We start from the raw sequence: 17475 nt of genomic DNA, 5'->3' as shown, positions 1-17475 counted from the left end.
ACTCGTCCTCGCCGCCGCCTGGGTGCTGCCCCTCGTCTACGCCCTGGCCACCTCGCTCAAGCCCATGGGCGAGGAGGTCGAGACCCCGCTCACCTGGATCGGCTCCAGCGTCACCTTCGACGCGTACGACAAAGTGTGGGCGGCCGGGGACATCCCCCGCTGGATGCTCAACACCCTCTACATCTCGGTGATGACCACCCTGCTGACCGTGCTGCTGTGCGCCATGGCGGCGTACGGGTTCGCGCGCACCGAATTCCGCGGCCGGAAGGCTCTCTACGCGGTCGTACTCGCCGGGATCATGGTGCCCCCGCAGGTGCTGATGGCGCCGCTCTTCGCGGAGATGGCGGCGCTCGGCCTGGTGGACACCTACTGGGGCGTGATCCTGCCGCAGGTGGCCGTGCCCGCGATGGTGTTCATCCTGGTGAAGTTCTTCGAAGGGGTGCCGCGCGAGCTGGAGGAGGCGGCCTTCTGCGACGGCGCCGGGCGCTGGCGGGTGTTCTTCACGATCGTGCTGCCGCTGTCCCGGCCCGTCCTCGCCGCGGTCTCGATCTTCGTCTTCATCCACACGTGGAACAACTTCCTCTGGCCCTTCCTGGTCACCACCGACCCGAACGGCATGACGCTGCCGGTGGGACTCGTCAACATCCAGTCCAGCTACGGCGTCCGCTACTCCCAGGTGATGGCCTCCCTGGTGATGGCCGGGCTGCCGCTGCTGGTGGTCTTCGCCGTCTTCCAGCGCCAGATCGTCCGCGGCGTCGCACACACCGGCCTCGCGGGGAAGTGACACCAGCCGTGCAGCGAACAAGCCGTGCAGCCACAGAGGGGAACCCATGAACGCCACCGCCCGCGCCACCCTCGACCCCGCCTTCACCGTGGGCGAGGCCGACCCGCGGCTGTTCGGGTCCTTCGTCGAGCACCTCGGCCGGTGCGTCTACACGGGCATCTTCGAACCCGGCCACCCCGCCGCCGACCCGGCCGGGCTGCGCACCGACGTCCTGGACCTCATCCGCGAGCTGGGGGTCACCGCCGTCCGCTACCCCGGCGGCAACTTCGTCTCCGGCTACAAGTGGGAGGACGGCGTCGGCCCCCGCCAGGACCGGCCGCGCCGCCTCGACCCGGCCTGGCAGACCACGGAGAGCAACCGGTTCGGGCTTGGCGAGTACGCCGACTTCGTCCGCAAAACGGGCTGCGAACCCGTGCTGGCCCTCAACCTCGGCACCAGGGGCGTCGCCGAGGCCACCGAGCTCCAGGAGTACGCCAACCACCCCGAGGGCACCGCGTTGGCGGACCTCCGTCACGCGCACGGGAGCAAGGAGCCCTACGGCATCCGGCTGTGGTGCCTGGGCAACGAGATGGACGGCCCGTGGCAGACCGGCCACAAGACCGCGGCGGAGTACGGGCGGCTGGCCGCCGAGACCGCGCGGGCGATGCGCCAGCTCGACCCAGGGCTGGAACTGGTCGCGTGCGGCAGCTCGAACCAGGCCATGCCGACCTTCGGCGAGTGGGAGAGGACGGTCCTCACGGAGTGCTACGACCTGGTCGACTACATCTCCCTGCACGCCTACTACGAGGAAGTGGACGGCGACCGCGGCTCCTTCCTGGCCTCGGCCGTGGACATGGAGTCCTTCATCGACAACGTCGTCGCCACCTGCGACCACGTACGGGCCAGGCTGAAGTCGGAGAAGCGGATCAACCTCTCCTTCGACGAGTGGAACGTCTGGTACCAGCGGCGCTTCCACGCCGAGTTCGACCGGAACCCGCCCGACTGGGCCGAGGCCCCGCGACTGCTGGAGGACAACTACACCGTCACCGACGCCGTCGTCGTCGGCTCGCTGCTGATCGCGCTGCTGCGGCACGCGGACCGGGTGAAGCTGGCCTGCCTCGCGCAACTCGTCAACGTCATCGCACCGATCATGACGGAGCCGGGCGGCACGGCCTGGCGGCAGACCACCTTCCACCCCTTCGCCCAGGCGGCGCGCCACGGTCGCGGCACGGTCCTTGAGGTGCGCGCCGAGTCGCCGACGTACGACACCGCTCGCTACGGTGAGGTCCCGCTGCTGCACGCCACGGCAGTACGGGACGGGGCGAGCGGCGCCGTCACGGTCTTCGCGGTCAACCGCGCGCAGCACGCCGATCTCCCGGTGGAGATCGCCGTACGCGGCATGGGCGTGACCTGCGCCGCCGAACACAGCGTGCTGTCCGACACCGACCCCGAGGCCCGCAACACCTCCGCCGACCCCGACCGCGTCACCCCGCACGAGGCGGAGGGCACGGTGCTGTCGGGCGGGGTCCTGCGGGCCGTGCTTGAACCCATGTCCTGGAACGTGATCCGCCTGACCTGAGTGAACGGTCCCGGTGTGTCCCGTGATCCGGCCCTTCATCGGCAACGACGCCGGTCGGCCCCGTGCGGCAGCCAGCGGCGCGACGGCCGGGCCACCACAGCGACAAGGAGGAACACGAGCATGCAACGAAACGTCACCGGGATCGCGGTGCCCGCGGGCACCGCGACCAGCCGCCGGTCACGACCTCGCACGAGAAGCGGGTGGAGCAGGGCCGGCGCGTCCGCGGTCGCGGCCGTCCTCAGCCTGATCATGGCGGTGCTCGCGATGCAACCCGCGTCCGCGCAGGAGAACCCGTACGAGCGGGGCCCGGACCCCACGGTGGAGAGCGTCAGGGCCCAGCGCGGGACGTTCGTCACCGCGGAGATGGACGTCGAGCCGGGCCACGGCTTCAACGGCGGGAAGATCTACTACCCCACCGACACCGGTCTGGGCACCTGGGGCGCGGTCGCAGTCGTCCCCGGCTACACCGCAAGCTGGGACGCCGAAGGCGCCTGGATGGGCCACTGGATCGCGTCCTTCGGGTTCGTCGTCATCGGCATCGACACCAACAGCCCCACCGACTGGGACGACGCCCGCGGCCGGCAACTGCTCGCCGCACTGGACTACCTCACCCAGCAGAGCCCGGTCAGGGACCGCGTCGATCCCGGCCGGCTGGGTGTGATGGGCCACTCCATGGGCGGCGGCGGCGCCATCCACGCGGCCACCCAGCGGCCGGACCTCCAGGCCGCCGTCCCGCTCGCGCCCGCCTCGTTCTCGCAGAACCTGTCCAACCTCCGGGTCCCGACGATGATCATGGGCGCGCTGGACGACACCGTCATCACCCCGGGCACCCTCGACGGGCTCTACGCCACCTTGCCTGCCGACACCCCCGGCGCCTACGTCCAACTCAGCAGCGGCGGCCACGGATTCCCCGTATGGGGCAACTCGACCGTCACGCGCCTGACGATCCCGTGGCTGAAGGTCTTCATCGACAACGACACCCGCTACACGCAGTTCTTCTGCCCCGAGATGGCGGACACCAACGGCATCGCCCGCTACCAGCACAAGTGCCCCTACGGGCAGGCAGCCCTTCAGACCCGCGGGCAACCACCCCCGGCGCCCGGGAAACGGCCCTGGTGAACAGCAGGTCCCGGGACCTGGGTGTGTTGTTCGGCGACGTTGGTGACACGCGTGTGTCGTGCTTGAACGGGTGAGGGCCTTCTGGGGTCGGTGCGGATTGCGACATCTACGCCGACTGCCAGAAGGCCCTCGGCCCTCGAAACCGCAGGGCTCTCGCGCGGCCGACGCCGGGCGTCACGCCGGGGTCGCCGGGGCCGGGGTGTACTCGAACCAGTCGAAGGCGACCGTGCCCTCGGTGGCGTACATGCCGATGACGCGGCCGGTGAAGCCGCAGGCGACCTCGGTGGACAGGTAGCGTCCGTCGAGTTCGGCGAGTGGCCGGGCGCCCGGGGCGTCGGGGTCGCCGAGCCAGAAGGCGAGGGTGTCGGGGCCGGTGGCCCCGCCATCGGCGAGTTCGGGCGACGCGGGTACGAGTCGGGACGTGCGGATCGCGACGGTGAGGATCAGGGGTCCGGGCGGGACCGGGCGGCCGGCCACTCTCTGGCGCAGGGGACCGATGCGGGCGACTACGTCTGCCTCTCCGTTACCGACCTCCAGTGCGGCGCGAGGGCGGGCACGTCGAAGTCGTCGCGGGCGGGCGGGGCCGGGACGGGGTGCCAGGCACCTCCCGGTGCCGGGTGGCTTCCGGGAACGGGAGCGACGACGGGCCAGCCGTCCTCGGTCCACTCCACGGGCGTCAGGAACGTCTCGCGGCCGAGCACGTGCACGTCGGGGGTGAAGCCGCGGGGCCGGACGCCGAGCAGCACCATCCACCAACTGCCGTCGGGGGCCTCGACCAGGTCTGCGTGGCCGGTGTTCTGGATGGTCCGGGCGGTGCCGCTGTGCGACAGCAGGGGGTTGGCGGGTGCGCCTTCCCAGGGACCGCGCGGCGAGCGGCCGCGGGCGATGGACACGCTGTGGCCGCGTTCGGTGCCGCCTTCCGCGATCAGCAGGTACCACCAGTCGCCGATGCGGTACAGGTGCGGTGCCTCGGGGAACTTGAGGCCGGTGCCCGACCAGGTGGCGAAAGGCCCTTCCAGCACCTCCCCCCGGACCGGGTCGATCCTGGCCAGGCGGATGCCGCCGTCGGGCCCGGAGAAGGCGCTCCAGCAGGTGCCGTCCTCCTCCCACGCCAGATCGGGGTCGATCCCGGGCAGGTCGATCCAGACCGGGTCGCTCCACGGCCCTTCCGGCCGCTCGGCCGGGACCACGAAGTTGCCGCCGCCGTCGGTGTGGGTGTTGATGACCCAGCTGGAGCACACCAGGTAGTAGTCGGCGCCGACCCGGCACACGCTCGGATCGGGATGGAACCCGCTGATCACAGGGTTGTCGTACGTACGCACATGAGGTCCGCCGGGTGCCGCGGAGCGGAGCCGGCCGGCCGGGCTCACCGGCTGAACCCGGCGGTCAGGCCGCTGAGCAGCTGGCGGCGGCCGAAGGCGTACAGGACGATCAGGGGCAGGGTGGTGAGGACCACGGCTGCCAGGACCGCGGGGATGTTGACCCCGTACTCGCCCTGGAAGGTCCACAGCGCGAGCGGCAGCGTCCGCTGGGAAGGGCTCTGGGTGAGGATCAGCGGCAGCAGGAACCCGTTCCAGATGGTCAGCGCGTTGAAGATGGTCACGGTGAGGATGGCCGGCCGGGTGAGCGGCGCCGCCAGGCGCCACAGCGTCCCCCACTCGGTGGCCCCGTCCACCCGCATCGAGTCGAACAGCTCCTTGGGCACGTCCCGGATGAAGTTGGCGAGTATCAGCACGGACAGCGGGATGGCGAAGGCGATCGACGGCAGGATCAGCGCCAGCAGACTGTCGTACAGCTGCAGCTTGATGATGATCAGGTACACCGGGATCGCCGTCGCCTGCAACGGGATGGCGAGGCCCATGAGGAACAGCCCGTTCACCACGCGCAGGAACCGCAGGCGCCAGCCGCGCACGATGGCGTAGGCCGCCATGAAGGAGACCGTCACCGCCGGCACCACGGCACCCGCGGTGACCACGACACTGTTCACGAAGTAGCTGACGAACTCGGACTCCAGGACCAGCTCGTAGTTGTCCAGTGTGGGCTCGCCCGGCGGTGCCAGCGGGTTGCTCGCGTAGTAGTTGCTCTGGGCCTTGAGGCTGGTGACGAGAATCCAGTAGAGGGGTACGACGACGACGGCGAGCCAGAGCCATCCCGCCAGGCCGGCGAGCCAGTTGCGCCGGCGGGAGGCCGGACGCGGGCGGCGCAGCCGCTCGCGTGGAGTGGTCTTCTGCGGTGGCGGCTTGATCTGCGTGGTGGTCATGTCAGGCCCCCTCAAGCTGGCTCTCACCGGCGTCCCGGCCGCCGAGCCGGCGCAGCAGCAGGGCGATGGCGAGGCCCATCAGGACGAGAACGACCGCGATGGCACTGGCCGGCCCCATCAGGTTGGCCTGGAAGCCCCGCTTGTACATGTCCAGGGCGAGGACCCGGGTGGCGTCTCCGGGGCCGCCCTCGGTCAGGACGAAGATGAGGTCGAAGAAGGTGAGCGACCCGATCACCATCAGCGTCGAGGAGGTGATGATGGTGTACTTCAGCTGCGGCAGGGTGATGCTGAAGAACTGGCGGATCCGGCCGGCGCCGTCCAGCTCCGCGGCCTCGTACAGCGACCGGGGAATCTGCTGGACGCCCCCCTGGTAGATCAGCGAGTGGAACGGGATGAACTGCCAGGAGACGATGAAGACGACGACGCCGAACGCGAGCCAGGGCCGCCCCAGCCAGTCCTTGCTGAGCCACTCGGTCCCCAGCCCGGCGCCCAGCCCGAAGTTGGGGTCCAGCAGCGCCTTGTACGCGACCGCGATCGCCGCGGAGCTGAGCAGGAGCGGGACGAAGTAGATCAGGCTCAGCACCGCGCGGTAACGCTGGCGGCCGGCCAGGAACGTGCCGAGCAGAATGCTCGCCGGCGTCTGGACCGCCCAGGACACGGCCATCACCAGGAACGTCACCCAGAGGGCGTGCGGCAGCCCGGGGTCGGTGAGCACCGCACGCCAACTGGTCAGCCCGGACGGGTGGATGTCACCGATCCCGTCCCACGTCGTGAAGCTCAGCAGGAGGACGCCGACGAGCGGGACGACGGCGAAGCCGACGAAGAACAGCAGCGCCGGCACGGCCAGCCAGGGCAGGATGCCGCGCCGGTCCCCGCGCCCCGTGGAGCCGGTGAGGGTGCTCACTTGCCGATGACCTCGTTGAGGTTGTCGGTGAACTGCTGTGGTGAGACGGACAACTGGAACAGCCGGGCGATGTTGTCCAGCAGCGTCTCGGCGGCCGTCGGGCTGAGCGCCTGGTCCCACGACTGGCCGAACGTCTTCGCGTTGCTGGCGATGCCATAGACGAACTGCAGGAACTCGGCGCTCTCGGATGCGGCGAGCAGCTTCTCCGAGCCCTTCGCGATCGGCACCGCACCGGTGCCGATCCACTCCTTCACCTCGGCGTCCGTGAGGACGCCGGTGGCGAAGAAGTCCTTGGCGATCTTCTTCTGCTCGGCGCTGGCCTTCGAGGAGATGGACAGGTACTGGGCGGGGTTGCCGACGGAGTTGCCCGGATCGCCCTTGCCGCCTTCGACGGGCGGGAAGTTCATGAAGCCGAGGCCGCCGCCGGAGACGAAGTCGCCGCCCTCGGTCTGCTGGATGCCGTACGACCAGGAGCCGTGCAGCATCATCGCCGCCTTGTCGGTGTACAGCAGCGCCTGGTCGGCGTTGGAGTCCGCGGTGATCGAGGAGAAGCCCTTGATGAATCCGTCCGCCTTGACCAGGTCCTGCACCTTGGTCAGCGCGTCGATGGCGGCCGGGTGGGACCAGGCGTCCTTTTCCCCGTCGAAGACGGCCTGGAACACCTCGGGGCCGCCGATGCGGTCGAACAGGAACTCCAGCCACATCATGTTCGTCCACCGGGACTGGCCGCCGAGGGAGAACGGCGCTATGCCCGCCGCGTTGAACCTGGGCACCAGGGCCATGATGTCGTCCCAGGACTGGGGCGGCTCCACCCCGACGTCGTCGAAGACCCTCTTGTTGTAGAAGAGGACGATGGGTTCCACGCTCTCGAACGGCATCGCGTAGATCCTGCCGTCGACGGTCGCCGCGCCGAACGAGGACGGAAAGAGCCGGTTCTTGATCTCGGGGTTCTGGTCGAACCACGGGGTGAGGTCGTCGACCTGGTCGGCCTCCACGTAGCTGCGCAGCGTGCCACCGCCCCACCCCCAGATGATGGTGGGCGCCTTCCCGGCCCCGATGGCGGTCTTGATCTTCGTCTTGTACGCGTCGTTCTCGAAGGTGGTGACCTGGATCTGCCCCTTGGGGTTGGCGTCGTTGAACCGCTCCACCGCGCCGGTCCTGACGCCTTCCTGGGGCTGGCCGCTCAGGTGCCAGTACGTGGCCGAGCCGCCGTCGCCGCCCTTGCCGGGACCGGACGAGCCGCAGGCGGCGAGCGCCGCGGAGGCCGGCACGCCGGCCGCCAGACCGAGGAGGGTACGACGAGAGAGGTGGATCTCCATGTGTGTTCTCCGCACTCGAAGGGCCGTCAGCTTCCGGCGGGCCAGGGCTGAAAAGTTTTCGAAATCCTGCTTCTGCTGAACCTGTTGGTGGGTGCAAGTTAGGTACGGAGCATTTGGCTGTCAAGGCATGCGCAAGCCCGTTGTAGGGCAAGGTCTGTACGCGTACGCTCGGGTGGAGGTGACCTTGAGGTGACTCCGCAAAGGTCGAAAGAGTTTCGAGACTCATGGATTGAGTGCAGAGGAGCGCGCGATGCCCACGGCTGAATCACTACCGGTCCCGGGCCGTGGCACGCCCCGCTGGCGGGACCCGGCGCTGCCCGTACCGCACCGGGTCGACGCCCTCCTGACAGAGATGACGGTGGCGGAGAAGGTCGCGCAACTCGGCAGCCGCTGGATCGGCAACGACACGGCGCGCGCGGAGGAAGACGGCGGCGAGCGCGCCGGAGGGCTGCGTGTGGCGCCGATCCAGGAGGTGTTCGAGTCCGGGAAGATCCCCCTGGCCGAGGCATCCCGGGACGGCCTCGGCCATCTCACCCGGGTGTACGGCAGCCGGCCGGTGACCCCGGCCGAGGGGGCCGCCGAGCTCGTCAGGTCGCAGCACACGGTGCTGCGGGGCTCCCGGCTGGGCATCCCCGCGCTGGTCCACGAGGAGTGCCTCACCGGGTTCACCACCTACGGCGCCACGGTCTATCCCGCGCCCCTCGCGTGGGCGGCGACGTTCGACCCGGACCTGGTGCAGCGGCTGGGTGCCGCGATCGGCCGGGACATGCGGGCGGTCGGCGTGCACCAGGGTCTCGCTCCGGTCCTCGACGTGGTCCGCGACTACCGGTGGGGCCGGGTCGAGGAGACCATGGGGGAGGACCCGTACCTGGTCTCGGTGCTCGGCGCCGCCTATGTCGCCGGTCTGGAGGGCGTCGGGGTCATCGCCACCCTGAAGCACTTCGCCGGGTACTCCGCGTCCCGCGCCGCCCGCAACCACGGGCCGGCGCCCCTCGGCCGGCGCGAGCTGCTGGACGTCATGCTGCCGCCGTTCGAGACCGCGATCGCGGTGGGCGGGGCCCGTTCCGTGATGAACGCGTACTCCGAGGTGGACGGGGTCCCGGCGGGTATCGACTCCTGGCTGCTGACCGATCTGCTGCGCGGCGACTGGGGGTTCACCGGCACCGTGGTCTCCGACTACGGGGCGGTCGCGTTCCTGGCCGGCATGCACGGGGTGGCCGCGGAAACCGAGCAGGCAGGCGTACTGGCGCTCGGCGCCGGCATCGACGTCGAACTTCCCGACACGGTCGGCTTCGGCCGCCACCTTGTGGAACGGGTCGGCCGGGGCGAGTTGCCCGAGTCCCTGGTGGACCGGGCGGTGCGCCGTCTGCTGACCCAGAAGTTCCAGCTCGGGCTGCTCGATCCCGGCTGGACGCCCGAAAGCTCGGTCGCCGGGGCCGCCGACGTCGATCTGGACTCACCGGAGAACGGGGAGCTCGCCCGGGAGCTGGCGGAACGATCCGTCGTGCTGCTGGACGAGGGCAGCGCCCTGCCCCTCCTCGGCGCCGGGCGTCCGGCGCCCGGCCGGCTCGCCGTGGTCGGCGGCGCACCCTCATGGGCTGCTACGCCTTCCCCAACCACGTCCTGCCCCGCCATCCCGGCCTGGGCCTCGGCGTAGCGGCGCCGACGGTCCTCGACGCGCTGCGCGGCGAACTTTTGGACACCGAGATCGTCCACGAGCCGGGCTGCGGCGTCTCCGGCGACGACCGGTCCGGCTTCGCCGCTGCGGTGGCCGCGGCCCGCGGGGCGGACCTGTGCGTGGCGGTGGTGGGCGACCGCGCGGGCATGTTCGGCAACGGGACGTCCGGCGAGGGCTGCGACGCCGAGGACCTGCGGCTGCCGGGTGCGCAGGCCGACCTGCTCGCGGAACTCCTCGCCACCGGGACGCCCGTGGTCGTGGTGGTGGTCTCCGGCCGCCCGTACGCCCTGGGCGAGGTGCACCCCCGCACCGCCGGTCTGGTCCAGGCGTTCATGCCCGGTCAGGAAGGAGCGGCGGCGATCGCCGGTGTGCTGTCCGGCCGGATCCACCCCGCCGGCAAGCTGCCGGTCCAGATACCCCGCCGTCCGGGCGGCCAGCCCGGCACGTACCTGCAGCCACCGCTCGGCAGGAACACCCACGGCATCAGCAGCATCGACCCGACGCCGCTGTTCCCCTTCGGATACGGCAGGTCGTACACCACGTTCGAGGTCGACGACCCGCGGCCGAGCGCGACCGAGATACCCACCGACGGCGAGTTCGCCGTATCGGTACGGGTACGCAACACCGGTGCCCGGTCCGGCCACGAGGTCGTCCAGCTGTACCTGCGTGACCCCGTCGCCCAGGTGACCCGGCCCGCCCGGCAGTTGGCCGGCTTCGCCCGGGTCCGGCTGGAGCCCGGCGCGAGCGCGCGGGTCCGGTTCCATGTGCATGCCGACCGGACCGCGTTCACCGGCCGCGATCTGCGGCGGATCGTCGAACCCGGCGAGGTCGAGGTGCTCCTCGGCGCCTCCTCGGCGGACCTCCCCTGCCGCGTTACCGTACGGTTGACCGGCCCCACCCGTGTGGTCGGCCACGACCGGCGGCTCACTACGCCGGTGGACAGACAGCAGGGGGAAGCAGCCGATGCCGACGGACACTAGGCGCACCACCTTGGCGACCATCGCCCGAGCGGCGGGGGTCTCGGTCGCGACCGTGTCCAAAGTGGTCAACGACCGCAGCGACGTAGCGCCGCAGACGCGCGCCCGGGTACTGGAACTGCTGCACCGGCACGACTACTTCGCACCCGTGTTCCGCCACACCGAGGGTCCGCAGAGCCCGACCATCGAAGTGCAGTTCGCGGGCGGCCTCAGGCCGTACGTGGCCGAGGCGGTGGACGGCATCGTCGACGCCGCCGCCGAGTTGGGAGCCTCGGTGGTGATCGGCAAATCGTCCCACGCCCCGCACTGGGCCCGGGACCTGGTCACCGCCGGCCGCCGCGCCCTCATCGGGGTCACCAGCGTCTACACCGAGGCGCACCTGAACGCGCTGGCCCGGGCCGGTCTTCCCGCGGTCGTACTCGACCCGCTGCACCTGCCGCACAATCGGGTCAACAGCGTCGGAGCGACCAACTTCGCCGGTGGTCTGGCCGCGACTCAGCACCTGCTCTCCCTGGGCCACCGCCGCGTCGCCCACCTCGGCGGGCCGGCCGCCGCCGCGTGCAACCAGGCCCGCGCGCACGGCTACCGCGCCGCCATGGAGGCGGCAGGAGCGCCCGTACCCCCCGCCTACGTCCGGCCGGGGGAGTTCACGTACCAGGCCGGTCTGGCCGGCGCCGCGGCGCTGCTGGACCTGGAAGAGCAACCGACGGCGATATTCGCGGGAAACGACGAGATCGCCCTGGGCGTCATCGAGGCGGCACGCTCCCGCGGTCTGCGCATCCCCGAGGACCTGAGCGTGGTCGGCTTCGACGACACGCTTCTCGCCCGGACGGCGTCGCCGCCGCTGACGACCGTACGCCAGCCGCTGCGGGAGATGGGCGGCGTCGCCCTGCGCACCGCCCTCCGCCTGGCGAACGGCGAGAAGGTGGAGTCCCACCACATCGAACTCGCCACGGAACTGGTGGCACGCGCGTCGACGGCACCGCCCGGCCCGGGTTCCGCAGCCGCCGGGTGATCCTCGGCAACAGGACAGAAGGCGGAACCCCGGCCGGCGTACGGCCGGGGTTCCGCGAAGCGTGAGTAACCGATCAGCCGGTGTCCGCGGTGCACCGCGAGCACCGCGGACCCGGCGGGTCAGCGCTGGAGGGTGAGGACGCCCGGCCGCCAGGGAAGCTGGTCGTAGGGACCGCCTGCATCGGGGGACTTGCCCTGGTAGAGGAACTGCAGGTTGCAGGGGTCGATGGTCATGGTCTGGTCGGGGTTGTTGCGGACCAGGTCACCGTGGCTGATGTCGTTGGTCCAGGTGGCACCGCTGTTGGCCTTGCCCGCGAAGGGGTTGCCCTCGCTCGTGGCCTGCGGGGTCCATGAACCGTTCAGGCTGGAGGAGGTGAACGAGCGGAAGTAGCGCCCGTTCGCACCGATCGCCTCGACGATCATGAGGTACTGGTTCTGCCCCTGGACCTTGTAGACCTGCACCCCCTCGAAGAGGTTGTTGGTCGAGTCGGTCATGATCGTCGTGTACGACGAGCCGAAGCTGCCCGGGAAGTTCCCGATCGGCATGCTCGCCCGGTAGATCCTGCCGTTGTCACCGGCGAAGAAGAGGTACATGTTCTGGCCGTCAGCGATCAGGGTCTGGTCGATCGGGCCGGTGCCGGAGCCGGAGATGCTGCCGGTGAACAGCGGCTGCGGGGAGGACCACCCGTTCGGGTCGGTCGGGTCGCTCGACGTGCGGTAGATGAAGGGCCACGAGCCCCACTGGTACGCCAGCACCCAGACGTTCTTGGGCGCGAAGTAGAACAGCGTGGGCGCCACCGCGGCCTGGTTCATCGGGTTCTGCCCGGCCGACGCCATGTCCGACCAGTTCGTGAAGGGACTGAACGCCATCGAGCCGTACGACCCCCCGGCGGTCGTCCCGTAGACCAGGTGCCTGCCGTTGTGCACTACGCTCGTGAAGTCCTTCAGCGCGGCCCACCCGTTCGCCGGCTGCGCCAGCACGCCCGTCGACGACCACCGGTACGTCGACGGCAGCGCACACTCGCCGCCCGGCGTCCCGGACAGGCCGGTCCACTTCTGGTTGCTGCCGCCGTTGCACGTCCAGAGCACCACCGCCGTGCCGTTGGCCGTGGCGCCGCCGGTGACGTCCAGGCACAGCCCGGACTCCATGCCGACGATCGTGCCGTCGGAGTTGACCCGCCACTGCTGGTTCGCACCGCCACTGCAGGACCAGATCTGTACCCGGGTACCGGGTGCGGTGGCGTGGTCGGGAACGTCCAGGCACTTGTTTCCGTACACGGTCAGCTGATTGCTGTCCGTGTGTGTCCACTGCTGGTTGGTCCCGCCCGAGCAGTCCCAGATCTGCAGATACGCGCCGTTGGTCTGGCTGGCGTTCGACACGTCGAGACACCGGCTGGATGCGACGCTCCGCAAGGTGCCGCTGCTCGCCGCCGCGGCCGGGCCGGCGCCGATCGCCGGCGCCAACGCGATCAGGACCGCAACCGCGGTGGCGAGCACCACCAACGGGTGTCTGGGGCCGGAACTTCGTCTGCGCATGGGAACCTCCTCCACTTTGAGTACGCGGTTCCGATTGGTTCGTGATATCGAACGTGGATCGAAGTATCGAGCAGTCTGGATGATAGGGAGCCGACGAACAGCGTCAACCCTTCTCGCATGATTCGTTGTTCAGACCGAAACAATCGAGCAGGGGGCTTCAGGTCTGTCGGCGTCTACGAAACTATCGCCTGCTCGGAAGGTGGGCTTCCGGGTCACTCAGCCCCAGCCGCAGCGCGCGACCCCGCACCTCTGACGCCGAAGCAGCCGCGGCGCGGGGTCCATCCCCGCGCCGCGGCCTTCCCACCTCGGAGCACCCGGAGCTCAGTCCGGTACGCGGATGTCCCTGCCGCTGAAGCGCTGCCAGTAGCTCACGCAGGTGTCCCGCCAGTCGGCCGCGTCCGTCTCGTGGAGCGCCAGCTCGGCCTTGACCTCGGCGAACCGGCGGGCGTCGATCTCGGGTTCCAGGGAGTCCCAGGTACGGCGCATGCCGCTGACGTACCGGACTCCCGCATAGTAGTGGTGGACGAGTTCGTCCCAGAAGATCCTGCCGCTGCTCATGGGGCGGTCCCAGGGCACGTGATGGAACCACATCATGAGGTTCTCGGGGACGGTGCCGATGTCTCCGTACGCCGCTTCCAGGGTGGGGAAGTACTGGGCGGTGAAGTTGCTGCCGGTGGGGGAGCGGTCGTAGCCGAGACCGACGCTGTCCGCCTTGTTGTAGTAGACGGGGTTCCAGTCCTCGCGCGGGAGGTGTGATTCCGAGGGGCCGGGGCCGTAGTGGACGTCGGCGGTGAATTGGTGTGCGATCCCGAGCGGGGTCTGGTAGCTCACCAGCGCTTCCCACGATCCCATCATCATGGAGACAGCCGCGTCGACCACGTTCCCGCTGTTGCTCCAGGTCATCCGCACCCAGTCGGCGGCGATGTCCGCGGAGTCCGCGGTCCAGTCCCAGGACTGGCGGCCGAAGGCGTACAGGTTCGCCTGGGAGAAGTGGTGCCCGGTCAGGTTGTCCGCGTTGCCGAGGTTGGCCACGCCGACGACGGCGGTGTCCGAGTGGCCCTGGGCCGTTCCGTCCACGACGTGGCCGACCAGGCGCCTGTCGAGGGGCCGGCCCTGCATGTCCGTGGCGTGCGTGTCGGTCTTGAGGATCTCCTCCCACATGGGGGCAAGGAAGCAGAGCATCCGGTTCTGGCCGGTGTACTCCTGGGTGATCTGGAGTTCGAGGGCCTGGTTGGTGTTCTCCATCCGGCCGAACATCGGGTGGACGGGCTCCCTGGCCTGGAAGTCCAGGGGGCCGTTCTTGGTCTGGAGGAACACGTTGTCCAGGAAGCGGCCGGTGGTCCCGTCGGGCCGGGGCTCGTCGTCGATGCGGCCGAACTCCAGGTAGGCGCGCTTCAGCCGGTCGCTGTCGACGTCGGGGTTGTAGACGAAGGTCCGCCAGTAGATCTTCAGGCCGAGAGGCGCCACCGCTGTCGCCATGCCGTTGGCGCCGTCTCCGTGGTCGTAGCCGAAGTCCTGAGGGCCCGGCTGGCCCTCGGAGTTGGCCTTGACGGTGAAACCGGCGAAGTCGGGTATGGATTCCTGGATCCGCCGGGCCCTGCGGGTCCACCACGCCTGGAAGTCGGCGTCGGTGGGCGCCATCTGCTCCTCGGTGAGCGTGTCCGGCGCGAAGCGGGCGTCCATGGGCGCCGCGTACCGGATGGAGAGGGCGAGCCTGATCCCGTACGGCCGCAGCGCGTCGGCCAGGGCCGCCTCCTGGGCGATGTACTCGGGGGTGAGGTAGGAGTTGTCGGCGTTGACGTTGTTGATGGTGATCCCGTTGATCCCGACGGAAGCCATCGCCCTCGCCGCCACGAGGTAGCGGTCGAGAACGACCGGCAGGTTCAGCGGGGCGCTGGCGCCGGTCGCGGCGAAGTTGAAGATGGCGCCGTTCTCGCCGTTCAGCCCGCCCGTTCCCGACGCGTCGTTGCCGGCGTAGAGACGCTCGGTGTCCCAGTAGTTCAGGTGGCGGTTGGCGACCCTCGGGGTCTCGGCGAGTGCCAGTTCCGTGATCGGCTTGTGCGTCTGGATGCGCCGCAGGAACGCGAACGTGCCGTACAGTGCGCCCACTTCGGTGGTACCCGCGATGAGGGTGAACGCCCGGTGCCCCCGGGAGACCGACCTGATGACGAAACCGTCCCGGCCCACGCCCTCCAGCTCGCCGGCCGGCAGGAACCGGCGCACGGCCGGTGAACTCTCCGGGGTCCCCACGACGACCGCGCCGTCGGGCGGGACGTCCCCCGGTCGCGGGAGTGCTCGCACCGGCCGGTCCAGCAGCCCGCTCAGGCCCCGGACCAGTTCCTCCCGGGCTGCTTCCAGGGTGGACGCCATCAGCCGCTCGGTCGATCCCGGAGCCGTGCTCAGGTTCGGTGTGTGGCGGTACGAGGCGTTCCGGTCGGCGTTCTCCACGATGACGTCGGTCACCTGCCGCCGGTACCGCCCCAGCAGGTGCGGATCGCGGACGGGTACGTAGCGCAGCCACATGTCGGAGCCGTCGTAGCCGTCGTCCCGCAGCCCGGCGGCACCGAAGGGTGCGCCCTGCCGGTCCAGTGCCCCGGCGGCCCTGTCCGCGTTCGGTCCCAGGACCGCGCCCGCCGCGACCGCACCCATGAACGACCGTCGATTCATTGACATGAACCCGTCTTACCAAAATGCCCCCGTCATGTCAGCATGGGGAACTCGAATCACATCCATGAACCTTCATGGTCGCCCCGCGCCTCGGGGCCACGGGGTCGCCCACTCGAATCGCGAACGGGGCCTGCCTGAACGGCCTTGTGTGACACGCCTGGGATCGCCGGGCGGGCATCACCGTTCGGCCGCGGTCCACGAGTTCACCGTGCGCCGACCGTTGACAGCCGCCGCCCGCCTCCTTACTGTCGCGCCAGAATTTCGAACGTATGACGAAATCTCGAACGCGCTGAAGGAGTCACCAGCCGTGCGCATCACCAGAATCAGCACGCACGTCGTCGGCACCCCCTGGCGGAACCTGACCTACGTCCAGGTGCACACCGACGAGGGCCTGACCGGCGTCGGGGAGACCCGGATGCTGGGCCGCAGCGACGCCTTGGCCGGCTATCTCCGCGAGGCGGAGGTGAACCACATCGCGGGCTCCGACCCGTTCGCGATCGAGGACCTGGTCCGCCGGATGAAGTACGGCGATTTCGGCCGGGCGGGCGAGATCGTGATGTCGGGGATCGCGTGCGTGGAGACGGCCTGCTGGGACATCAAGGGCAAGGCGCTGGGCGCGCCGGTGTGGCAGTTGCTCGGCGGCGCGGTGACCGACCGGGTCAAGGCGTACGCCAACGGCTGGTACACCACCGAGCGCACGCCCGAGGCGTACCACGAGGCCGCCCGCCGGGTGGTCGAGCGCGGCTACCGGGCGCTGAAGATCGACCCGTTCGGCTCGGGCCGCTTCGAGCTGGACCACGCCGAGTCCCGCTACGCGGTCTCCCTCGTCGAGGCCGTGCGCGACGCCGTCGGCGACGAGACGGAGCTGATGCTGGAGATGCACGGCCGCTTCTCCCCGGCCACGGCGGTGCGGCTGGCGCGGGAGATGGCGCCGTTCCGGCCGGCGTGGCTGGAGGAGCCGGTGCCGCCGGAGAACCTCAAGGCGCTGGCGAAGGTGGCCGGGCGGGTGGACGTGCCGGTGGCGACCGGGGAGCGGATCCACGACCGGATCGAGTTCCGCGAGCTGTTCGAGAGTCAGGCAGCGGACATCGTGCAGCCGGACGTGGGGCACGTCGGCGGCATCCTGGAGACCCGCAAGCTCGCCGCCACCGCCGAGACCCACTACGTGCTCCTCGCGCCGCACAACGTCGGCGGTCCGGTGCTGACCTCCGCCTCCCTGCAGGTCGGTTTCTGCACGCCGAACTTCAAGATCCTGGAGCATTTCAACGACTTCGCCGACGAGGAGATCAAGAAAGTGGTCAAGGGCGCGCCCGAGGTGGTCGACGGCTACTTCACGCGCTCCGAGGCGCCCGGCCTCGGGGTGGAGCTGGACACCGACGCGGCGGCGGAGTTCCCCCAGCAGCGGGCGCACTTCGACCTGTGGGCGGACGGCTGGGAGAAGAGGAACCCCGATGGCTGAGCCACACCGTGCCGTCGTGGCCGGACAGGCGGGCGTTCGCCGTCGCGGCGGTCGGCTTCGCGACCCTGATCCCGTTCGGCCGCATGGCGGCTTCGACATCTGCAACAAGCGCAGCGCGGGGTACAGGCCCGCGACCCGTACGACCCGATCCCGAACCTTCGCCGACGAGGAGTTATCCCTATGACCCCGCCCACGAGCAG

At 70.1% G+C, this 17475-nt stretch carries 10 protein-coding genes and 2 pseudogenes; 6 read left to right on the top strand and 6 right to left on the bottom strand.

Annotation, left to right across the window (positions count from 1 at the left end):
* The 3 genes from H5J30_RS04390 to H5J30_RS04380 all read left to right on the top strand — a co-directional run.
* Positions 1-784 (top strand): carbohydrate ABC transporter permease (locus H5J30_RS04390; protein ID WP_181785823.1); only part of this gene is annotated, 784 nt, incomplete at its 5' end.
* Between the two features lie 46 nt (positions 785-830).
* On the top strand, positions 831-2342 hold the full coding sequence (arfA, locus tag H5J30_RS04385; protein ID WP_181785822.1) for an arabinosylfuranosidase ArfA: 1512 nt from the start codon (positions 831-833) through the stop codon (positions 2340-2342).
* A 120-nt stretch (positions 2343-2462) separates the two neighbouring features.
* Positions 2463-3461 carry a dienelactone hydrolase family protein gene (locus H5J30_RS04380; RefSeq protein ID WP_181785821.1) on the top strand — a complete coding sequence of 333 codons (999 nt, stop codon included), beginning with the start codon at positions 2463-2465 and terminating at the stop codon, positions 3459-3461.
* 174 nt (positions 3462-3635) lie between these two features.
* Here H5J30_RS04380 and H5J30_RS04375 read toward each other — a convergent pair.
* From H5J30_RS04375 to H5J30_RS04360, 4 genes and pseudogenes are all read right to left on the bottom strand, one after another.
* A pseudogene (locus H5J30_RS04375) lies at positions 3636-4783 on the bottom strand (glycoside hydrolase family 43 protein).
* Positions 4784-4827: 44 nt separating this feature from the next.
* The gene (locus tag H5J30_RS04370) at positions 4828-5721 is read right to left on the bottom strand and encodes a carbohydrate ABC transporter permease (protein WP_181785820.1); all 894 of its coding nucleotides are present in this window, start codon (positions 5719-5721) and stop codon (positions 4828-4830) included.
* A gap of 1 nt (position 5722) precedes the next feature.
* The gene (locus H5J30_RS04365) at positions 5723-6625 is read right to left on the bottom strand and encodes a carbohydrate ABC transporter permease (RefSeq protein WP_181785819.1); all 903 of its coding nucleotides are present in this window, start codon (positions 6623-6625) and stop codon (positions 5723-5725) included.
* Entirely contained in the window at positions 6622-7944 is a 1323-nt protein-coding gene (locus tag H5J30_RS04360) for an extracellular solute-binding protein (protein ID WP_181785818.1), read from the bottom strand. The genes H5J30_RS04365 and H5J30_RS04360 overlap by 4 nt, the downstream gene beginning before the upstream one ends.
* Before the next feature lie 250 nt (positions 7945-8194).
* On the opposite strand from H5J30_RS04360, the pseudogene H5J30_RS04355 reads away from it, so the two are divergent.
* Positions 8195-10602 (top strand): annotated as a pseudogene (locus tag H5J30_RS04355) (glycoside hydrolase family 3 N-terminal domain-containing protein).
* On the top strand, positions 10586-11614 hold the full coding sequence (locus H5J30_RS04350) for a LacI family DNA-binding transcriptional regulator (protein WP_181785817.1): 1029 nt from the start codon (positions 10586-10588) through the stop codon (positions 11612-11614). Before H5J30_RS04355 ends, H5J30_RS04350 begins: the two are co-directional and overlap by 17 nt.
* Before the next feature lie 119 nt (positions 11615-11733).
* On the opposite strand, the gene H5J30_RS04345 is transcribed toward H5J30_RS04350, so the two are convergent.
* Together H5J30_RS04345 and H5J30_RS04340 are read right to left on the bottom strand one after the other, a co-directional pair.
* Positions 11734-13149 (bottom strand): non-reducing end alpha-L-arabinofuranosidase family hydrolase, encoded by a 1416-nt coding sequence (locus H5J30_RS04345; RefSeq protein WP_181785816.1) that lies wholly within the window; start codon positions 13147-13149, stop codon positions 11734-11736.
* Between the two features lie 321 nt (positions 13150-13470).
* Positions 13471-15822: an alpha-glucuronidase family glycosyl hydrolase gene (locus tag H5J30_RS04340; RefSeq protein ID WP_258563085.1), complete on the bottom strand. Its 2352-nt coding sequence runs from the start codon at positions 15820-15822 to the stop codon at positions 13471-13473.
* 301 nt (positions 15823-16123) lie between these two features.
* Here H5J30_RS04340 and H5J30_RS04335 point away from each other — a divergent pair, with 301 nt between their 5' ends.
* Positions 16124-17275, top strand: a complete 1152-nt coding sequence (locus H5J30_RS04335) for a mandelate racemase/muconate lactonizing enzyme family protein (RefSeq protein WP_181785815.1) — start codon at positions 16124-16126, stop codon at positions 17273-17275.
* Positions 17276-17475: the final 200 nt, after the last annotated feature.

It is taken from the genome of Streptomyces phytophilus (assembly GCF_013870535.1).
Taxonomy (GTDB): Bacteria; Actinomycetota; Actinomycetes; order Streptomycetales; family Streptomycetaceae; genus Streptomyces; species Streptomyces phytophilus.
This window is presented reverse-complemented; position numbering and strand designations above follow the sequence as displayed.

Bases quoted from the DNA above. Each gene is read 5' to 3' on its own strand.
- H5J30_RS04370 (WP_181785820.1), bottom strand. From the start codon at position 5,721: ATGACCACCACGCAGATCAAGCCGCCACCGCAGAAGACCACTCCACGC.
- H5J30_RS04380 (WP_181785821.1), top strand. From the start codon at position 2,463: ATGCAACGAAACGTCACCGGGATCGCGGTGCCCGCGGGCACCGCGACC.
- H5J30_RS04360 (WP_181785818.1), bottom strand. From the start codon at position 7,944: ATGGAGATCCACCTCTCTCGTCGTACCCTCCTCGGTCTGGCGGCCGGC.
- H5J30_RS04340 (WP_258563085.1), bottom strand. From the start codon at position 15,822: ATGTCAATGAATCGACGGTCGTTCATGGGTGCGGTCGCGGCGGGCGCG.
- H5J30_RS04345 (WP_181785816.1), bottom strand. From the start codon at position 13,149: ATGCGCAGACGAAGTTCCGGCCCCAGACACCCGTTGGTGGTGCTCGCC.
- arfA (WP_181785822.1), top strand. From the start codon at position 831: ATGAACGCCACCGCCCGCGCCACCCTCGACCCCGCCTTCACCGTGGGC.
- H5J30_RS04350 (WP_181785817.1), top strand. From the start codon at position 10,586: ATGCCGACGGACACTAGGCGCACCACCTTGGCGACCATCGCCCGAGCG.